This is a genomic window from Mucilaginibacter sp., from assembly GCF_025362475.1.
Taxonomy (GTDB): Bacteria; Bacteroidota; Bacteroidia; order Sphingobacteriales; family Sphingobacteriaceae; genus Mucilaginibacter.
Window position 1 is genome coordinate 13,229 of sequence record NZ_JANYGH010000017.1, and the last position, 20,226, is coordinate 33,454.

Annotated in this window: 21 protein-coding genes and 1 riboswitch; of the genes, 11 read left to right on the plus strand and 10 right to left on the minus strand. The window is 41.7% G+C overall.

Going from position 1 to position 20,226, the window contains the following annotated elements:
• Window positions 1–4: 4 nt before the first annotated feature.
• From Q0R88_RS06485 to Q0R88_RS06510, 6 genes are all read left to right on the plus strand, one after another.
• Complete coding sequence (locus Q0R88_RS06485; RefSeq protein ID WP_295713943.1) at window positions 5–694, plus strand: YggS family pyridoxal phosphate-dependent enzyme; 690 nt, start codon at window positions 5–7, stop codon at window positions 692–694.
• 90 nt (window positions 695–784) lie between these two features.
• On the plus strand, window positions 785–1,285 hold the full coding sequence (locus tag Q0R88_RS06490; protein ID WP_366086859.1) for a GNAT family N-acetyltransferase: 501 nt from the start codon (window positions 785–787) through the stop codon (window positions 1,283–1,285).
• A 325-nt stretch (window positions 1,286–1,610) separates the two neighbouring features.
• Complete coding sequence (locus Q0R88_RS06495) at window positions 1,611–2,420, plus strand: RsiV family protein (protein ID WP_295713947.1); 810 nt, start codon at window positions 1,611–1,613, stop codon at window positions 2,418–2,420.
• Window positions 2,421–3,677, plus strand: a complete 1,257-nt coding sequence (locus Q0R88_RS06500; RefSeq protein WP_295713950.1) for an aspartate kinase — start codon at window positions 2,421–2,423, stop codon at window positions 3,675–3,677. It begins immediately after the preceding gene.
• Between the two features lie 67 nt (window positions 3,678–3,744).
• On the plus strand, window positions 3,745–4,596 hold the full coding sequence (locus Q0R88_RS06505; protein ID WP_295713953.1) for a YitT family protein: 852 nt from the start codon (window positions 3,745–3,747) through the stop codon (window positions 4,594–4,596).
• Window positions 4,597–4,607: 11 nt separating this feature from the next.
• A complete protein-coding gene (locus tag Q0R88_RS06510; protein WP_295713955.1) occupies window positions 4,608–5,036 on the plus strand; it encodes a VOC family protein in 429 nt (142 codons plus the stop codon).
• A 71-nt stretch (window positions 5,037–5,107) separates the two neighbouring features.
• Here Q0R88_RS06510 and Q0R88_RS06515 read toward each other — a convergent pair whose 3' ends face one another.
• The 5 genes from Q0R88_RS06515 to Q0R88_RS06535 form a co-directional block, all read right to left on the minus strand.
• Window positions 5,108–5,494, minus strand: coding sequence for an acyl-CoA thioesterase (locus tag Q0R88_RS06515; RefSeq protein WP_295713958.1), 387 nt, complete (start codon window positions 5,492–5,494; stop codon window positions 5,108–5,110).
• Between the two features lie 177 nt (window positions 5,495–5,671).
• Window positions 5,672–6,676 (minus strand): beta-ketoacyl-ACP synthase III, encoded by a 1,005-nt coding sequence (locus Q0R88_RS06520; RefSeq protein ID WP_295713961.1) that lies wholly within the window; start codon window positions 6,674–6,676, stop codon window positions 5,672–5,674.
• A 57-nt stretch (window positions 6,677–6,733) separates the two neighbouring features.
• Window positions 6,734–9,040 carry a 5-methyltetrahydropteroyltriglutamate--homocysteine S-methyltransferase gene (gene metE / locus Q0R88_RS06525; protein ID WP_295713964.1) on the minus strand — a complete coding sequence of 769 codons (2,307 nt, stop codon included), beginning with the start codon at window positions 9,038–9,040 and terminating at the stop codon, window positions 6,734–6,736.
• A 167-nt stretch (window positions 9,041–9,207) separates the two neighbouring features.
• Window positions 9,208–9,410: riboswitch (cobalamin riboswitch) on the minus strand.
• Window positions 9,411–9,568: 158 nt separating this feature from the next.
• A complete protein-coding gene (locus tag Q0R88_RS06530) occupies window positions 9,569–11,968 on the minus strand; it encodes a kelch repeat-containing protein (RefSeq protein ID WP_295713967.1) in 2,400 nt (799 codons plus the stop codon).
• A gap of 261 nt (window positions 11,969–12,229) precedes the next feature.
• Window positions 12,230–12,826 carry a phosphatase PAP2 family protein gene (locus Q0R88_RS06535; RefSeq protein WP_295713970.1) on the minus strand — a complete coding sequence of 199 codons (597 nt, stop codon included), beginning with the start codon at window positions 12,824–12,826 and terminating at the stop codon, window positions 12,230–12,232.
• 233 nt (window positions 12,827–13,059) lie between these two features.
• On the opposite strand from Q0R88_RS06535, the gene Q0R88_RS06540 reads away from it, so the two are divergent.
• The 3 genes from Q0R88_RS06540 (at window position 13,060) to Q0R88_RS06550 (ending at window position 15,070) form a co-directional block, all read left to right on the plus strand.
• A complete protein-coding gene (locus tag Q0R88_RS06540; protein WP_295713973.1) occupies window positions 13,060–13,785 on the plus strand; it encodes an intradiol ring-cleavage dioxygenase in 726 nt (241 codons plus the stop codon).
• Between the two features lie 70 nt (window positions 13,786–13,855).
• Window positions 13,856–14,368 carry a hypothetical protein gene (locus Q0R88_RS06545; protein ID WP_295713976.1) on the plus strand — a complete coding sequence of 171 codons (513 nt, stop codon included), beginning with the start codon at window positions 13,856–13,858 and terminating at the stop codon, window positions 14,366–14,368.
• Window positions 14,369–15,070: a hypothetical protein gene (locus tag Q0R88_RS06550; protein WP_295713978.1), complete on the plus strand. Its 702-nt coding sequence runs from the start codon at window positions 14,369–14,371 to the stop codon at window positions 15,068–15,070.
• Between the two features lie 38 nt (window positions 15,071–15,108).
• Here the strand turns inward: Q0R88_RS06550 and Q0R88_RS06555 are convergent, their stop codons facing one another.
• From Q0R88_RS06555 to Q0R88_RS06565, 3 genes are read right to left on the minus strand one after another with little or no spacing between them, the layout of a single operon-like run.
• On the minus strand, window positions 15,109–15,675 hold the full coding sequence (locus Q0R88_RS06555) for an isochorismatase family protein (protein ID WP_295713980.1): 567 nt from the start codon (window positions 15,673–15,675) through the stop codon (window positions 15,109–15,111).
• Between the two features lie 11 nt (window positions 15,676–15,686).
• Window positions 15,687–16,952: an MFS transporter gene (locus tag Q0R88_RS06560; protein ID WP_295713983.1), complete on the minus strand. Its 1,266-nt coding sequence runs from the start codon at window positions 16,950–16,952 to the stop codon at window positions 15,687–15,689.
• A gap of 27 nt (window positions 16,953–16,979) precedes the next feature.
• Window positions 16,980–17,417, minus strand: coding sequence for a MarR family transcriptional regulator (locus Q0R88_RS06565; RefSeq protein WP_295713985.1), 438 nt, complete (start codon window positions 17,415–17,417; stop codon window positions 16,980–16,982).
• A gap of 211 nt (window positions 17,418–17,628) precedes the next feature.
• Here Q0R88_RS06565 and Q0R88_RS06570 point away from each other — a divergent pair, with 211 nt between their 5' ends.
• Both Q0R88_RS06570 and Q0R88_RS06575 read left to right on the plus strand, forming a co-directional pair.
• Window positions 17,629–18,021, plus strand: coding sequence for a group III truncated hemoglobin (locus Q0R88_RS06570; RefSeq protein WP_295713987.1), 393 nt, complete (start codon window positions 17,629–17,631; stop codon window positions 18,019–18,021).
• 49 nt (window positions 18,022–18,070) lie between these two features.
• Complete coding sequence (locus Q0R88_RS06575; protein ID WP_295713989.1) at window positions 18,071–18,946, plus strand: glycoside hydrolase family 25 protein; 876 nt, start codon at window positions 18,071–18,073, stop codon at window positions 18,944–18,946.
• Window positions 18,947–18,953: 7 nt separating this feature from the next.
• On the opposite strand, the gene Q0R88_RS06580 is transcribed toward Q0R88_RS06575, so the two are convergent.
• The gene (locus Q0R88_RS06580; protein ID WP_295713990.1) at window positions 18,954–19,535 is read right to left on the minus strand and encodes a hypothetical protein; all 582 of its coding nucleotides are present in this window, start codon (window positions 19,533–19,535) and stop codon (window positions 18,954–18,956) included.
• Window positions 19,536–20,045: 510 nt separating this feature from the next.
• Window positions 20,046–20,226: glycoside hydrolase domain-containing protein (locus Q0R88_RS06585; RefSeq protein WP_295713993.1), on the minus strand; the 181-nt coding region annotated here is incomplete at its 5' end.

Below are 20,226 nucleotides of genomic sequence, written 5' to 3' on the forward strand. Positions count from 1 at the left end.
ATAAATGAGCATTGCAGATAACATCAAAAGCTTAAAAAAAGAAACGGAAGCCAACAACGTTATATTGTTGGCCGTATCGAAAACAAAACCAGCCTCAGAACTGCAGGAAGCCTATGACGCCGGACAGCGTTTATTTGGCGAAAACCAGGTGCAGGAACTGGTTGAAAAATATGAGCAATTGCCTAAAGATATTGAGTGGCACCTGATAGGGCACCTTCAAAGCAACAAGGTAAAGTATATTGCCCCCTTTGTGAGTATGATACAATCTGTTGATAGTATTAAGCTGTTACAGGAGATAAACAAACATGCTTTAAAAGCCAACCGGGTAATTGATTGCCTGCTACAAATTTACATTGCCGATGAGGAAACTAAGTTTGGGCTGGGGTTTGATGAAGCGATTGAACTGCTGCGCTCTGATGAATTTGGTACTTTTAAAAACATCAGGATCCGCGGGTTAATGGGGATTGCTACTAATACCGATAATGAAAAGCAGATAAAAGATGAATATTACGAGCTGAAGACATTTTTTGACGGAATCAAGCAAAGCTATTTCAGAAAAGATGATAGTTTTAGCATTTTATCGATGGGCATGTCAAGCGATTATAAAGTGGCGATTGAACAGGGCAGTAATATGGTACGCCTGGGCAGCACCATTTTTGGCACCCGGGTGATAAAGCATTGGAAGAATAATTAAGGTGTTGCGAGGATCGGGGTGCGTGGTGCGGGTATTTGAATCAGAAGTTTTTATAATTAAGAAATTACAAAGTTGAAAACAAACAATACAATAAACAATACCAATCAAAAACTCCCTCTTCAAGGGACTGGAGGGATTCGTGTTGCTGTTAAAGAAGATTGCCCGCGCTTAATGGAACTGGTGAACGAACTGGCCCTGTATGAAAAGGCGCCTGAAGAAGTAACAGTTACTTTAGATGAATTTATAGATGCAGGTTTTGGCGATAAGCCCGTATGGAAAGCTTTTGTGGCCGAGGTTGACGGCATAATAGTAGGATTTGCTGTTTATTATATTCGCTACTCTACCTGGAAGGGTAACCGCATGTATCTGGAAGACCTGATTGTTACCGAAGAATATCGTGGCAAGAAAATAGGCAAACTATTGTTTGATCGCCTGATTGCCGAGGCCAAAGAACTTGGCTTCAGTGGCATGGTATGGCAGGTTTTAGACTGGAATGAACCCGCCCTTAACTTTTACAACAAATACGAAGCTAATATTGAAGCCGGATGGCTAAACGCCTCCTTATCAAAAGAACAGCTTCAAAATTATTAAGAAGCTGTTTGAAACTATAAGCAGACTGTCATTGTGAGGTATAAAATTCCGGGGATCCAGAAAGAAAAATAACCTTTTGAAAGGTTTGTCATCCTGAGGAACGAAGGATCTATTCGTAGGCTATACAGGGCGAAGAAGCATAGCGAATAATAGATCCTTCACTCCGTTCAGGATGACAAAAAGTTTTTTTTGCAACGACGTCATGGGTAGGAACGAAGGATCTATTCTTAAACTGTACAAGGCGAAGAAGCATGGTGTAGAGTAGATCCTTCGTCCCTCAGGATGACAAAAGGGGTTATTTAATAAATTTAAACACCTGTAAGGGATGAAAAATATCATTAGGCTTTGTTTTGCATGTGTTGGGTTTGCCTTTGCATCGTGCCAGTGGGGTGTCCCATCAAAAAAAATAAACGAAACGGTAAAGGATACATTGGCCTACACCTATAAAACCATCCATGAACGCGCTGCCGATTGCGGCAACAAGCCCGATAGCACCTGCACTGTGGTAAAAGTTAAATACGCTGTTTTCACAGGCCAAAAAATACTCAACGATTCGGTTACCCGGAAGCTGACCAGCATGTTTGCAATGGATGGTAAACCAGATAGCAGCGTTGAACTGATGAGTAAAAACTTTTTAAAGACCTATACCGATTTCAGGAAAACCGATCCTCGATCGGCCATGTATTTTACGCTTGATAGCCACGCCAAAGTGCTAATGCAGGATTCGGGCATTACTACGCTGGAGGTCGGCGGTTATAACTTCCAGGGTGGTGCTCATGGTGCATCAGCCACTTTTTTTATTAACTGGAATACCAAAGCCAACAAAAGCATCACCCTGGATGACCTTTTTGTAGCCGGTTACCCTGATAAATTAAAAGCCATCGCCGAAGGGATTTTTCGCAAAGAAGAAAAACTGAGTGATACCTCCTCACTGGCCCGCGATTATTTTTTCAAGGATAATAAATTCGCTTTGAACAACAACTTTTCTGTTACCCCGATTGGGCTTAAATTCATATACAATCAGTACGAGATAAAGCCTTATGCAGCGGGCATCACCGAACTGTTTATCCCCTATTCACAAATAAAATCATTACTGCGGCCAAATACGGTTGTGGTTAGTCAATATATTAAATAAATGCTTGTATTTAAATTCGGAGGGGCATCGGTTAAGGATGCCAGTGGTATCATTAATTTGGCCAGTGTTGTTAAAAAGTATGCTGGTGAGCAATTACTCATCGTAGTATCGGCCATGGGTAAAACCACCAACGCGTTGGAGAAACTTACCAAAGCTTATGTAGATCAGACTGATGATATGCATGAAATTTTTGATGGTATTAAGCAATACCATTTTGACATTTTGCATGAACTGTTTGAAACCGGTCACCCGGTGTTTGATGATGTAGCCAATACTTTTGTGGAGATTGACTGGGCCATTGAAGATGAACCGCACGACAGCTATGATTTTATTTACGACCAGATCGTATCCATCGGCGAACTGGTATCCACCCGTATTGTTACCGCATATTTAAATAAAGAAGGCATAAAAAGCCAGTGGCTTGACGTGCGCAGTTATATCCATACTGATAACACCTACCGGGAAGGAATCGTGCAGTGGGATAAAACGAAAACAAGTATCAGCAACGATATCCCGGCCATGCTGCAGAAAGGTGCAGTGGTAACCCAGGGCTTTTTAGGCGGCACATCCGAGAATTTCACTACCACCCTGGGCAGAGAAGGTTCTGATTATACGGCATCTATATTTGCCGCATGCTTGGGTGCCGAATCGGTTACAACCTGGAAAGATGTACCCGGCATACTCAATGCCGACCCCAAGTTTTTCCCCGATACCGTAAAGTTTGATGAGCTGTCCTATTCCGAGGCTATCGAAATGACCTATTATGGCGCAAGCGTTATCCACCCTAAAACCATAAAGCCACTGCAAAACGCCAATATACCATTGCTGGTAAAACCCTTCACCCATCCTGATGCTCCCGGAACGGTGATCAAAGAAGACGGCACCAATAAATTTGAAAAGCCGGTTATCATCCTGAAACAAAACCAGGTGCTTTTATCTATCTCCACAAAAGATTATTCCTTTATTACTGAGGATCATTTGAGTGGCATCTTCGGGCTGTTTGCTCAAAGCCAGGTTAAGGTGAATGTAATGCAAACATCGGCACTTAGTTTTTCGGTATGCTTTGATTTTTATGAAGAACGCTTTGAAAACTTGTTAACCAACCTTAAACAGGAGTTTAAAGTAAAATATAATACCGGCCTTACCCTGATTACCATAAGGCACTACACCCAAAATTCATTGAAGGAGTTAACCGCCGATAAAACTATTTTATTAGAACAGATCAGCAGGAATACAGCGCAGGTGGTAGTGAGGTAATTAGGATATGTTGCCTCACATTAGCTAAGTCTCTTTTTTATTTATATTATATTTGAGCATGAAGGTAATGACGATCATCAAGGACTCCGTAACTATCGGGGTAGGAATTTTATCGGCTGGATTTGGCCTCAAGGGTTTTTTGCTATCCAGCCATTTTATTGATGGCGGGGTAACAGGCGTATCTATGCTCGTTGCCGATCTATCGGCTATCCCTATCTCCGTGCTCATATTTGTTATTAACGTACCTTTCCTGTGGTTGGGCTATAAAAAACTGGGCCTTGGGTTTGCCATAAAAAGCACCATAGCAATTGGCTTATTATCAGTAAGCTTAGTAGTTATCCATTTCCCTGATGTTACGCATGATAAATTGCTTACAGCAGTTTTTGGAGGGGTGTTTATTGGTACCGGCAGTGGCCTGGCCATCCGTGGCGGCGCAGTGCTTGATGGTACCGAAATAGCGGCAGTGCTGGTGAGCAAAAAAACACAGTTACTTAAGGTGAGCGATTTTATCTTACTGCTTAATGTGTTGATTTTTGGCCTGGCGGCATTTTTTTTAGGGGTGGAGCCGGCAATGTATTCTATACTAACCTATATGGCTGCCGCCAAGATGATTGATTTTATATTGAATGGTATTGAGCAATACTCGGGCATTACGGTTATATCTACCCATAGCGAGGCTATCCGCAGGGCTATTACTATTAATCTTGGCCGTGGTGTTACCATTTACCAGGGTAAAAGCGGTTACGGTAAAGATGGGCATGTGAATGATCCGCGGGATATTGTTTTTACCGTTGCCACCCGTTTAGAGATCCCTTCATTAAAACACACCATCCTGAGTATTGATCCTAAAGCGTTCATTGTACAACAAAGTGTTGATGATACTACTGGCGGGCTATTAAAACGTAAGGGGCTCCATTAATATTGATCTGAATGAGCAAACTAACACCTTTCCATGTTGCGGTACCGGTTTATGACCTGGACGAAGCACGCAAATTTTATCGTGAAGTATTAGGCTGCAGCGAAGGCCGAAGCGATACCCATTGGACCGACTTTAATTTATATGGTCACCAATTTGTGTTCCACCTTAAACCTAAACCCGTAACAGAAGCTAAACCACATTTTAACCCTGTAGACGGGCATGATGTACCCGTACCGCATTTTGGCGTTGTGCTGGAATGGGATGACTGGACCACCCTGGAAGCCAGGCTAAAAAGTCATAACATTAAATTTGTAATTGAACCTTACATCCGCTTTAAAGGTTTACCGGGCGAACAAGCCACCATGTTCCTCTTTGATCCTTCGGGAAATGCGCTTGAATTTAAGGCTTTTAAAGATCTTGGGCAGTTGTTTGCAGTATAATATCGGGCAGAAAGCGGAAGGCTCAAGGCAGAAAGCTTTTTCTAACGGCTTTCCGCTTTGAGCCTTTTGCTTTAAGCTAACACCCCTACCGGGTGCTTATGCTCGTCAATAGCCACAAAGGTAAAAGTACCGGTAATGGCTTTTTCGCGTACAAAAGAGTACATCTCTTCAATAAATATCTCTACCAAAACTTTCATACTGGTATTGCCAATGTGCGATACAGTGCCTACCAGCTCAATAATGGTACCTGCGGGTATAGGTTTGTTAAAATCTATCCTGTCGGATGATACGGTGACCATTCTTTTACGGGTGAAACGGGTAGCGGTTATAAAAGCCACCTCATCCATCATCGCCATAGCCGAGCCGCCAAAAAGGGTATCGTAATGGTTGGTATTATTAGGGAACACGGTTTTAAATATCCGTGTTTCGGATGCTTTAATTCTTTCTTCTGTGGTCATGATGATTGTATTGAAAAAGATCTTTTAACCTACATAAAAACGCGTCATTGCGAGGAACGAAGCAATCTCTACTCATGCAGATCTGTCACGCAGATTCAAGCTTTTCCGTATGCTCTGTAAAGCATATAGATTGCTTCGTTCCTCGCAATGACGTGGTGAAAAAATACTTGAATACGATTAAACAGTGCGCAGCTTACCCCACTTTAACAGCGTAGCGCCCCATGAAAAACCGGCGCCAAATGCGGTAAATATCATATTATCATTGTATTTAAAATCATCTTTAAAATCCCAAATACAAAGTGGTATAGTGGCGGCAGTAGTGTTTCCGTATCTTTCAATATTAACTTTAACACGATCTTCGGGCAAGCCCAGATTTTCGCCTACAGCATGAATAATGCGGTAATTAGCCTGGTGGGGTATTAACCATTTAATATCGTTAATCTCTAAATCGTTACGTTTCAATACTTCGGTACAGGTTTCTGTCATTCCTTTTATAGCGGCTTTAAAAACAACCCTTCCATCCTGCCTTATATAATGCAGCTTTTGTGCAACAGAATCTGGCGTAGCCGGAATTTTTGAACCACCTCCCGGAACCAATAAATGCTCCCGTCCTTTTCCTTCGGTTTTAAAAACACTGTCAATTAAGCCTACGTCTTCGGTAGTTGGTTCAAGTAAAACCGCGCCGGCACCATCGCCAAACAAAATACAGGTATTCCTGTCCTCGTAATTGATGATCGCACTGTTTTGATCGGCACCCACCACAATCACTTTTTTGTACCGGTTGCTTTCTACCAAACTGGCGCCCATAGTGTAGGCATATAAAAAACCGCTGCAGGCAGCGTTGATATCAGTAGCCCAGGCATTCACTAAACCCAGCTTATCGCAAACGATGCTGGCAGTTGATAATAGTAGATGATCAGGGGTTGAAGTAGCAATTATTAGGCAGTCAATTTCTTCTGGCTCAAGACCTGCATTTTTTAATAAATCTTTTACGGCATAGGCAGCCATATCTGAGGTAGCAAGGCTTGGATCGTTTAAAATCCTCCTTTCCTTTATTCCTGTTCTTGATACTATCCATTCACTGTTAGTATCAACCATCTTCTCTAAATCACTGTTATTCAATATATTATCAGGAACAAAACCACCAACACCTGTTATAACCGCGTTACTTTTTAATCTCATAAATGCAAAAAATCTGAAAAAACAGGCAATTATACACAAATTGCCTGTTTTTACTGGTCAGGATACTGTTGTTTCTACAACTAACTGACGAAGTTGTTTTGCTGCCTGCACCATATTTTTCAACGCGGTCTGGGTTTCGGGCCATTTTCGGGTCTTTAAACCGCAGTCCGGGTTAACCCATAAGTTGCCGGCGGGGAGCAATTCTGATGCTTTTTCCAGCAAGCTTACCATCTCGCCAACGGTGGGTACACGCGGCGAATGGATGTCATAAACACCCGGACCAATTTCATTTGGATATTTAAAATCGGAGAAGGCCGCTAACAGCTCCATTTGCGAGCGGGAGGTTTCTATCGTGATCACATCTGCATCCATATCGGCAATATTGCCAATAATATCATTAAACTCACTGTAGCACATATGCGTATGGATCTGTGTTTCGTCCCTTACCCCACTGGCAGAAATGCGAAATGCGCGAACTGCCCAGTTCAGGTAATTTTGCCTGTCCTTTTTGCGTAATGGCAAACCTTCACGAATGGCCGGTTCATCTATCTGGATCACTTTAATGCCTGCGTCTTCCAAAGCCACAACCTCATCCCTAATGGCCAAAGCAATCTGGTTAGTGGTTTCGGACCGGGGCTGATCATCACGTACAAACGACCATTGCAATATAGTTACAGGGCCTGTAAGCATACCTTTCATCAATTTTTGAGTGTTTTGCTGCGCAAAGCTGCTCCACCTCACGGTCATATCCGCCGGGCGGCTTATATCGCCATAAATTACCGGCGGTTTAACACAGCGGCTGCCATAGCTTTGCACCCAGCCATTTTTGGTGAACAGGAATCCATCTAAACGCTCGCCAAAGTATTCCACCATGTCGTTACGTTCAAACTCGCCGTGCACCAGCACATCAAGACCAATCTCTTCCTGCCAGCGAATGGCATCAATGGTGGCTTTTTCTATTTCGGCGTCATATTGATCAGTAGTTAATTCACCTTTTTTTAGCCTCGCCCTTAATGAGCGGATATCATCAGTTTGCGGGAACGATCCTATGGTAGTTGTAGGGTACAGTGGTAATTTAAAACGTTGCTGCTGTATTTTTTGGCGAATGATGAATGCGCTTTCACGCTGTGCATCAGCATCGGTAATAGCCGCAACACGTTGTTTTATTTCCTGCTTGTGAATGAGTTTGGAAAGGTTACGACTGGTAATGGCCCTGAGATTGTTTTGCAGCAATTCATTATTACCGTCAATGATCTGCGCAAGTTCATTTACTTCGTTCAGCTTTTGCTTGGCAAAAGCCATCCAGTTTTTTATTTCGGGGAGGATGGCAGTCTCTAGGTCCAGATCAAACGGTGTATGCAGTAAAGAGCAGCCTGGCGCAATCATCACCCTATCGTTGCCCAATACAGCAATCGCTTTTTTAATATGCGTTAATGAGCGCACATAGTCGTTTTTCCAGATGTTGCGGCCATCAACCACACCTAATGAAAGGCTAAGTGAATCGGGCAGTAACGTAAGCACTTTGTACAACTGATCAGGGGCACGTACTAAATCAACATGAAGCGCACTTACCGGCAAGGTTACAGCCAGTTCGGTATTCTCATGCAGGCTTTCAAAATAAGTAGTAAGCAGCACTTTAATACCGGGGCAGTTTCTGCTGATCTCCATGTAGGCATAGGCGTAAGCTTCCTTTTCTTTTGGAGTAAGATCAAGCGCCAGGAAAGGCTCATCAATTTGCACCCAAACCGCGCCATAGCTTTTCAGTCTTTTTAATACCCCGATATAAACCGGCACAATTTTTTTGATCAGGTCTATCCTATCAAAACCTGGCTGTTTTTCTTTACCCAGCAACAGGTACGATACCGGGCCAATCAATACTGGTTTTGGTATATTGCGGGTATGCTGCTTGGCCAGGATAAATTCATCAAACACCTTTTCGCTAAACAACTTAAACTGCTGATCCTTTACAAACTCCGGTACAATGTAATGGTAATTGGTATCAAACCATTTGGTCATCTCCATAGCAGTAACGTCAAGGCCATCCTTTTGATAGCCACGGGCCATAGCAAAATACAGATCGATCTCGGTGTTGGTTTTGTTTTGAGTTAATACCTGGGTGTAACGTTCAGGGATATTGCCCAGCATCAACGATGTATCAAGTACCTGGTCATAAAAACTAAAATCGTTACAGGGGATGAGATCGATACCGGCATCAATCTGGGTTTGCCAGTTTTGCAAACGGAGCTGACGGGCAACGGCAAACAGATCATCACGATTGATTTTACCCGCCCAGTACTGTTCACTGGCCTTTTTGAGTTCACGGTGGGCACCTACACGAGGATACCCGAGATTGTTTTTGAGCATACGCTAAAACTTTTTTGGTTAAACATTAATTTGACTTAATGCTCCTTACGGTTTTCGGTATGCTTTCGGAGTAAATGGTAATAAAAGGCAAAAGCGCGACTTACGGGCATGTCAATACCACACAGGTCATTCTTTTTTCTTTGACTACTGCTTCATTGCGCGAAAGCATTGTCTTTATACATTGAGGCAAGTATCCTGGCTTGTAACATTGTTGCCGTCCTTCTCATCCGCACGGGGGCGAACAATGGACATTGTCAAAGGCAACAACCTTTTGCGTTACTTACAGTTGCGCGACAGCCCGTGATTTACACACGGTTCCTTATTAATCCCGATGCTTTAAACACCGGGAACCACTCTGCAGAAAAAAAGTAAAGAACTTTATTGGCCGTAAAGATGAGAATAAATGTGCAGATTTCAGATTACAAATGTGCAGATGATGGTTTGAGTTGAAAATTTGAGGACTTACAGATAGTTTTCTTAAAGGAAAATTTGTGCAAAGAGGCGAACTGTATTTACAATAAAAATGCGCTATTTGATCATCATACGTATAACATTGGTTTTCCCATTGGTTGAAACCATCAATACGGCATACAAACCTTTTGTTAACGCCAAAGAAGCAATATCAACATCAACTTTTTCTTTAAACGATTTGATTAACGATTTAGGAATATAAGTTGATTTGCCATTCATAGAAACAATTTGCATGACCGAAAGTCCCTCATAGTTAGCCGGTAAAATAACGCTGAAATGATTACGCAGTGGATTAGGGTATAAAATAAATTTATCATTACCTAAAACCGGATTAAGTGTAATTGTATCTGCTATAATAGCAGTGCTATTTAAATTATTGAAGCTATTTTTTACTGCTGTTACATTTGCGGATAGATCTGGCTTAGCCAAAACTACATACTGGCAAAGGGCTCCTTTGGCCGGACTTGCAAAATTGCCGCCGAGTGATACATCACCGGCGGGGTAATTTTTACTATACAGGTTAAAAGATGATATTTTGGGGTCATCAACTCCCACCTTATCGGTAAGCCTTTTCCAGCTTGCTAACCAGGCAGGTAAAACAGTTCCGCGAGGATCATAAGCCACATAAATTATGGCCGGGGCCGATAATTTGAACGACAGCACCGCGGTTGAAGTATTAACCTTATCGTCATTTGGTGCTTTGATTATGGCAGCATTTGTAAGTGTGGAAGGGATTGTGGTTATGGTGTATTCCCGGTCTGTATAGTAAGTAATACCCTGCCTTAGCGTGTCTAATTCATAACGCCTGCCTGTTTTGGCAACTATATTGGTTATAAAAGCCTTTTGTACGGTATCCTGAATAAATTTTGCAGTAAGATACTTATTTGTATCCATCGCTAATATTAAAGGATTTGTTGTAACAACGGTGTCGCCGGTCCACCCTTCAAAAACCCATCCCGGCTGCGGCACGGCAGTCAAATTCACCCTGGTGTTTGGCGCATAAGTTTGCTGATTGGGAGATTTAACAACAGATCCTGTACCTGATTCTGATACATTTAAGGAATACCCACCGGATGCAGATGGCGCAACAGTTAAATTAACACAAAAGGATGCTTTTGAAGCTGTTAAAGGCCCGGTGGCGGTAATTTTCCCGATATAGGTTCCTGGCGAAAGCCCAGCAGTATTTATATTTACTTCAATATCTTTACCATTAAGCCCTACGGTGCCACTATGATTGTTGGTGATATTGAGCCATTCCGCATCGGCAGATAGTGTAAAACCCGTAGAATCTTCAATACAATAAAGCAGGTTTGAAATACTTTTATTTTCGCCGGCTGTTACATTCTGAGAAAGACAGGGTAACGAAAACCCAAGTGTACGGGCAGCACTCCGGTTTACAACCGCGGTATAAGTTTCCACACGTTCGTTACCATAACTATTCAATGCCCCATTGGTAATTATAAATGATTTGCCTGCCAACTTAGCTGATAGGCCCAGGTAACTACCCGGCAATGTATATGCACTAAGTGCAGTCCATGACCCCAAGCCCCCGTTATCTTTGGGATTAAACTGGTATGTAGTGTTTTGGGTAAGATTGTTGTAGCCCTGCCCGCCAACTAAAAACATTCTGCCGTCCACAGCAAAAGTTGCGCCTTCTGCATGGGAGCGTGGTTTGGGTAAATCTGTAAGCCTGCTCCAGGTATCGGTTGCGATATCGTATACATGGCAATATACTTGATCATTAGCAACGCAGTCATGCTTAAACTGGCCCCCAAAAGCATATATCTTAGCGCCAATAGTAACATAGCTAATATGGTTTCTTGGAATAGGTAACGGAGCCAGTTTGTTTTCCCAGGTAACATGAGCAGGGTCGGCCATATATTTATCTACATTAATGGTTAAATGCAGTTTGGCCTGATCTTCACAAATGGTGGGACCGAAACCTCCGAATACATGCAATGTTCGGCCAACCAAAACATATCCGCCGGCGCCAATTGGAAACGGTTTTCCGGTTGAGGGATCTATTAATTCGGGGCCGTTGGTCCAAGAGTTTGCAGGAATATTATATATTAATACCTGGCTGCTTACAGGACCGTAAGCATCAACTGACCTTCCTCCAATTAGCCAAATATTATCATCAACAAGTACGGTACCCTGATGACTTATTTCTTTTCCTGGCGGGATAGGAGCTATTTCACTCCATTTATTGGCTAAAATATCATATACTTCATTGGTTTTTTCAATCTTTGGGTTATCACCAAATCCTCCAAACACATAAAGTTTATTATTGTATAATACGTTATTGGCTTCGGCTCGTTTAGTTAGTTCATTGGCCTTTTTTGTCCATTGCCCATAAACTGTATTTACAGTGGCCAAACTCATAAAAACAAATACAGTTAATTTTTTTAACCCAATTATTTCGAGGAAAGTAAACACCTGGACAAACAGTTTTTTCATGACTCGGTCGGCTAATAGATAAAAGACTGGCTATCAATCAATCACTAATCTAAATAGAAAACATATCAAGTACAAACACTGCGCATTTAATGTATAATTATGATCACAAATTCATTTTTTTTGATTTTATCCTACCACACTGGGGTGGAAAAAAATGTGCAGATTTCAGATTACAAATGTGCAGATGATGTTTTGATTTGAAAATTTGAGGTGTTTCCCAGGAAATTAATTTAGTATGTTATTTCGCGATTTATTTCCCCTCTACTTCTTCAAAAACAACAAAGGTAAAGCACTCCCCGCACCCAATACAGCACCCGCCGCCACATCACTCGGATTATGAACTCCTAAATACATACGGGAATACCCCGTAGCCCCTGCCCATAAATAAACCGGAGCAATAACATACCATTTTGGATAAGCCATTGATAGTGCAGTTGCTGTAGCAAAGGACGAAGAAGTGTGGCCAGAAGGAAATGAGTAATCACCAGGGCGATAAACCGGTGTGATATTTATATTCCCGATAAAAGGCCTCGGTCGTTTTACTAATACTTTGATAACTTGTGTAAGTCCCGCCGAAATGAGGGTACTACCAGCCACATATGCAGCGTTTTGTCGCATGGCTTTATCGTTACTGATAATGCCGCCAACCATCAAGCCTGCCGGGATACCCGCCTCGCCATATAGCAAGTTTTTACTCAGGAACATAAAAAAACCGGTTTGCGCCGGTGTGCGGTTGTTTTGCAGATTAATCAATATCCTATCGTCCAGTGATGATGGCGTACGGTATTGGGCGTATACGCTGTCAGGATATAGGTAACTAAACACCAGGATTGGGATGATAACTTTTAAAAACTTCATTTTTAAACTCTGTTTCATGGGCACCATATCCACAACATTTAACTATAGCGTCCTAATATAACTATTTCCTGCCCCAAGCCCGGCCCGGCTGGTTTAAATATCCGGGCGATAAGCATTTCATCGACACAAACCCACTACTAACCGACACTTCATCAGTTCCCATATCCTCCTTAATTACTTTTGAATCAACAAATCAGCAGTAAAAAATTATAGCCCCTAAAGGAGAAAGATTTATGGAACGCAAAAACTTTTTAAAAAGCCTGATGATAGGCGCGGTATCTACATCTGTATTGGTTGATGCCTGCAAAAAGGATTCAACAACCACAACAACCAGCAGTACATCAACTACAACTTCGGGCTCAAGTTCCAGCTCGGGAACGTGTAGTGTTATTGAGACCGAGACGGAAGGGCCATTCCCTACCAAAGCCCCGGCATCATATGTGCGCAGCGATATTACCGGCGACCGTACCGGTTATAAATTAACTGTTAAGATTACCATCAACAATAGCAATAACAGCTGTAACGCTTTATCAGGCGCATTAGTTGATATATGGCACTGCGATAGCGCAGGCAATTACTCTGAATACGGCGGCAGCGGAATGCAGGCTACAAATTATACTACAGTTCACTTTTTACGGGGCAGGCAAACAACCGATTCAAATGGACTGGTAACATTTACCTCTATCTTCCCGGGATGGTATTCGGGCAGAGCCACCCATATTCATGTGCATGTTTATAATTCATCGGGTACATCATTAAAGGTAACCCAGATAGCTTTCCCCGAAGGCAGCGGCACCGCGCTGGCAGCAGTAGCAGGTTACACTAAAGGGATGACCGGCTACACCTATAACGCAAGCGACAATGTATTTAGCGATGGCTATACACTTGAACTGGCAACCGTAACCGGCAATACCACCGATGGCTTTGTGCTATCAATAAGTATGAGCGTACCTGCTTAACACTATTGTTCTTTTCATTCAATTATATAAAGGCGCCAGCTTGTTTGGCGTCTTCATTTTGTTAAAAATTATGAGTACCTGCATTATCACCCTCTGCTACCGAAAGATCATTGATGCCAATGCTGCTAAACAATGGGATAAGCTGGTGTTTGAGTCATCATACCTGGAGTTTAAAATGCAGGCACAGAATTATAGCCTGGGCACATCTTTTACCACCTATGCAGACCTGGTAAAAAATGTTCCAAACGCACATCGGCTTGCCGGGATGATTACTCTATCTATTACAGGTTATGTGCAGCAGTTAGCTGGCATTGTGCCCGATATGCTGAATAATGTGGGCAAACGCTTTTTGAAGTTTAATAAATTTCAACTGGAGGTCATCAACTCCGACATCAATGATAAAACAAAACACCAGGTAGCCATTAATTTTTATACAGAGCAGCTTATCTGGCACCATACTATAGAGAATTTCCTGCTGCTCTCTAACTATAATCCAGCCGAAACAGAAAATGAGGAAGCACTAACCAACCTGTTCCAGGTGCAGCCTTATGTAAATATTTATTCACTTAAAAAGCTACAGTAAATGGAAAACAGTTCACACGGTCAAATTTACCTTGCTGATGAGCGGGGCATCATTGAAACTGATATTTATAGAAGATGCTGCAGTTTTAATTATGAAAGTTATTTTAATGAACATCGCAAGCCTTTTGGCCCGTTAAAAGCACTTAATGATGAAATATTGGCAGCCCAAAAGTCAGTTACCATAGTGATTGCTCACGCTTGCTATTTTGTAATTATTCCTGTAAGGGGCGAATTGCTTTTTAAAGACACACAGGACAATACTACTTTAATTGACGTGGGTGAGGCACATATACACTATACAGCCAAAGGTGATATTTTGGAATTGATTAACCCCTATCATAAAAATTGGATAAACTTTTTATACCTGCAAATAATAGCGGATAGTGAAGAATTTTCTTCATTTAGGGAAACATTCCGTTTTGATTTTGCGGAAAGGCCGAATGAACTGATCGGAATAATTCCGCCAGAGTGTAAATTGCCCTTTAATTTACATATCGGCCAATTTGCCGGGCGGAAGGATACACTTTACCAGTTAAAAAACCTCCACTCCTTGTTTTTTGCTTTTAATATAACAGGTGCTTTTGAACTGCAAGGCAGGTTAATGCATGAACGTGATGGACTGGCTTTATGGAACCTGGCAGAAGCCGACCTGGAAGCTTTAAGTAATAACGCGGTAATGTTAATATTGGAGATGACGGACTGACGTTTAATTTGCTTTGAGGGGAAAGTTTAAATAAGCCGCTATTCGCTCAACCGGGCAATAATCTCATCAGTAGTGCCTATCTCGCCCAACCTCGGGAAGATGTATTTAAAACTATTTGTGTGCGCATCAGCAAACATATCAGTCATGGCATCACTGGCAAAAGCTATGTTGTAACCAAACTCATTTGCAGAACGGGCTGTACCTTCAACTCCTATACTGGTGGCAATGCCGGCTAATACAATCTGGGTAATTCCCCTTTTTTGCAATTCATCATGTAAACCGGTTTGATAAAATGCCCCCCATTGCCTTTTGGTGATCCTGATATCGCCTTCTTCAACTTTTATCTCAGGTGCAATTTCCAAAAAATCTGCTCCTGGAACTGAGCCACCTGTTGGGATACTATCTTTACGGGTTTTAAAGGCAGCTGAACCCGCAGGATTAACGTTTACAATTGCCACAGGTTGTTTTGCTTCGCGAAAGGTAGCTAACAGCCTTGCCGAGTTTTCCAAAACTTTATCGACAGGATGTGCTAACGGCAGTTGCACTATTGACTTTTGCAGATCGATCAATACCAGGGCTATATTTTCATCAAGTGTGGTTATCATATTATGGAGTTTTAATTAGATATAAGCGTATTTACCGGCGGTTGCTGAAGTGTTTGCTCAGCGGCCTTTTTGAGCCGCCTTTTCCGGAGATACCGAAACTGTAACAGGCCTAAAATCACCGCTACAGCACCTTCGCCTAAAACCGTATCCGGCACACCTATTTTTTGCGAAATACCCCCTACCAGCAAACCGCCAAGTGGTTGCATTCCAAAAAATGCCATCGCGTAAAAGCTGATCACCCGGCCACGCATAGCAGGATCAACAGTGGTTTGAATAATGGTGTTACTGATGGTAATTTGAGCCATCATCCCGAACCCGGTAATTGCAGCAAACAGCAACGCTACTGGATAATTATGCATGTGAGAAAAAGCCACCAGCCCCACGCCAAAAACCAGCGTACTAAGGGTCAGTATTTTTTTAAGATCCAGTCCCGGTTTTAACGAGGCCAGGAAAATGGCCCCTGAGAGGGCACCCAGTCCTATCACACTATCTATTACCCCAAAGGTTGATGCCGTTCCCTTAAATATATCCTTGGCGTAAACCGGGATGAGCGTACCAAAAGGCAAAACCATTAAACTGATTACGGATAACATCAGCAGCACAAATTTAATAGATGGTGTATTTTTGATATAAGTAAATCCCTCTTTTAGTTCAAAGAGGATATTATTTTTATGTGGCTTTGCTTCAGTTTTGGGTAGTTTCATGAGTAGTAAGGAACATATTACAGCCATAAAGCTGACGGCATTAGCTCCAAAACATACGGTTTCGCCAAATTTTTCCAGAACCAAACCAGCTATGCCCGGCCCAATTAACCGCGATAAATTCACCATGGATGAGTTAAGTGCCAGCGCATTTGGAAGGTCGGTTTTACTGTTTACCATTTCGTAAACCAAAGATTGCCGTGCAGGTACATCAAAAGCATTAATAACGCCCAGTAAAGCACTCAACGCAATAATTTCCCATACATGATAATGCCCGAAAAACACCAACGCTGCCAGCAATAATGCCTGGAGCATTGATGCCGCCTGCGTGGCTAACAACAATTTATAGCGGTTATACCTGTCAGATACCACCCCACCTAAAAACGACAATAAAAACGAGGGAAACATATTTGCAAAAAGTGTAACGCCCAATAAAAATTTAGAGTGCGTTTGCGAATATACCACCCAGCTTACCGCTGTTTTCTGCATCCAGGTACCTACCAATGATATGGATTGCCCGGTAAAATAAAGCCGGTAGTTGCGGCTTTTAAAAGCGTTAAACGTATTGATATTCATTAATCACTTATTACTGCCCCTTAGGGATTATTCAAAATCAACAATTTTAGTTAAAGGTCCTATCGCCTTTTTAAGCAATTCCTGCTCCTCTGCGGTGCATGTAGCTTCAATGGCATCGTAAAGCCATACATTACGCTCGGCACGAACCTGCTCTAACAGGGAAAGACCAAGATCTGAAAGACTAATTATAGCCTTCCGCTTGTCTGTTTCAGAGATGCGCCTGTTGATTAGGCCGCGTTGCTGCAGGTTACTCAATATTTGCGACATGCTTTGCGTGGTTATTTTCTCCATAGCGGCCAATTCGTTCGGTAGTACTTCGTTATGTTGATATATCAATGCAATGGTCGACCGTTCTGTCAGCGATAATTTATCGGCAGTTACAGAATGCTTTCGCAACACCTTTATAAGGCGGGTTACAACCGTGCGCAGATCGGCAGCCAATTGAATATCTTTTTGTTCAGTCATTTTATTATTAAGTAAACTTGTAAGTTTACCTTGCAAATATAGGAAAACATTTTATCTGTTAAATGTCATAATGAACACCATATCACTATTGACGAACCTAAATGGCACAGCACAAGGCAAAACAATGATCATTATCATTTATTACCCTTAATCATTTTTTAATTTTGCCATACAGCGAATCAAAAGCTGATTTTAATTTAAATATACGGGCATGAACCCAAAACACGATATAACATCATTAAAAGATATTAAACTATTGGTTGATACCTTTTATCATAAAGTTGCCGAACACTCCTTGCTGGCCCCCATCTTTAACGAACGACTGGGCAGTGAATGGGTACCACATCTGGAAAAAATGTATACATTTTGGCAAACTATATTGTTGCAGGAACTAACTTATACCGGCGCACCATTCCCGCCGCATGCCAGGCTACCGGTTGATGAAACGCACTTTAATGATTGGCTTACCTTATTTAGCGAAACCGTTGATAGTCTTTTTACCGGCGAGAAAGCCGATGAAGCAAAATGGCGGGCAGGCAAAATGGCCGAAATGTTTCAGCATAAAATAGCTTACTTTAAAAATAACCCACTGAATATATTGTAGCTGCAAATTAGCACGGGGAATATGCAGGTCATTTTCGTAAATTCGCCCTGTGCCTCCTCCTGTAAAAAAAACTCCTGCTAAAAGCCCCTCAACGGTAAAAAGGAAACCTGTTGCCAAAAAGAAAACGACTACAGGTTTAGCAACCGGATGGAAAGTTGCTTTCGCCGGCTTACTGCTTATCCTGCTTTCGCCTTTTTATTATGGCTATGTTTTAAAAAGCGCAACCGCCACTTGGCGATGGATCATGGATGCCGGGCAAAACACCAACTACCGCACCTACAAAAGTTTCAATGTGCGCATCCCCAATAATTATACTGTTCATGGCATTGATGTATCATCGTACCAGGGTAAAATAAACTGGGCAAAGGTAAAAGCAATGGAAGAGGATGGCGTACATATCAAATTCGCTTTCATAAAAGCAACAGAAGGCGTTTTAATGACCGATCCCTATTTTCAGCGCAATTGGCGCGAAGCACCCAAAGCAGGGATCATCTGCGGGGCATATCATTATTTTCTGCCACAGAAAAGTGGTTTATGGCAGGCAAGATTCTTTTTACAAACTGTGAAAATTGAAAAAGGCGACCTGCCAATGGTGGTTGATGTTGAAAGACTTTACCGTACCACGCCCGAAAAAATGCGTGCCCAACTCACCCTATTTATTAATCAGGTTGAAACAAAAACCGGTGTAAAGCCCATCATTTATACCAACATCAGCTTTTACCAGGATTACCTGCAGGGCTATTTTGATGATTACACTTTATGGATTGCCCACTATTACCAACCCGAACTAAAGATAAGCAGCAAAACCAACTGGCAATTTTGGCAACACTCTGATAAAGCCCGTATAAATGGCATCAACCAAAAGGTTGATATGAGTATTTTTAAAGGCGATAGTACCGCATTTGAAAAATTGCTAGTGCCCTAACTGGATATCACCCAGTTATCCCCTGTTTTCTATATACATTCATCAAGCTATCTGCCTTTAATTTCTTACCTTCTTTCAAAAGGGCATAATAAGGCGCTACCAATTTTGCAGCATCAGAGGATGGGTATTTATCGTTAATATAATTATAAGCGTTTTTGAAGTAATCGCTTAGTTTATTATTGTCAACGTTTACAACGTATGAATTTTCAGTTCCTTCCAACAATAATTGCAAATAACTATTTTTGTTGATAGTGGCCTCGTCAATACTAATAAAGTTTGGATTGTTTTTTATAAACTGCTCCCACCAGATCGTTCTATCTACCAGATCTGTAGCACTAATCAGGATCGAGTTATCCTCTATATAAACCTGTTTGTTTTCCTTATTTAATTGCATCAAATACTCCTTCATCACCGGCGAAACGTAGTCATAAAACCATTTGGCAATAAAATCCCTTTCCTGGCCCACATAAGTATCACCTTCTTCCGTAATGATTTCAAAACCATTTCTTTTTAGCTTGCTTAAATAATTGGCAACTGTTGCAGGCAACCTGTCTGGTTTAATATTACCCATTAACAATGAATCGGTCATACCAGTCCTTTTGTGATGTAAATCATCCAGCTTACTATTTAACTTTTCATAGTATCTATTGAAGATTAAAAAAGCAGAATCACAGGTATTTTCATCTTCTCCCTTAAATAAAATTGAATACTGCCTGGCTGCCTGACTTGAGGTTTCGGCATCTGTAATATTTAACGACTTGATAAACTCCGCGTATTGATTAAGTAAGGGGTTAGCATATCGCTTTTTATTAGGAAGAATTGGGTGCCTATTTTTACTTTCTTTCGCGACTATCCTTTTTGTAACGGGTTGAGATTTTTGATGAGAACAAGCAACAAAGAGTATAATACACATTAACAAAACCGGATGCTTTATCATAATAAAGAGTGATATAGATTTATATAAATATGAGAAAATAGTATTGAACAAAAAAGCCTCCCGTTTTAAGGAGAGGCTTTAATCTGAACCGTTGATTTCGTAGGTCCTATTTTCAAATCATCAAATTACATTCATCTGCACATTTGAAATCTGCACATCTTTCTACTTGTGTTTTCCGCCCATGTAAAAGGTGATCTCGCCGCCGTTCATGATCTGGGCATGGCTGATGAACAGGCTATCCAGCGTTTTGCCGTTCAATACCATCTTTTGCACATAAACATTCTTCGGACTTTGGTTTTTTACGTTGATGATAAACTTTTTGCCATTGTCCAGGTTGATCGTG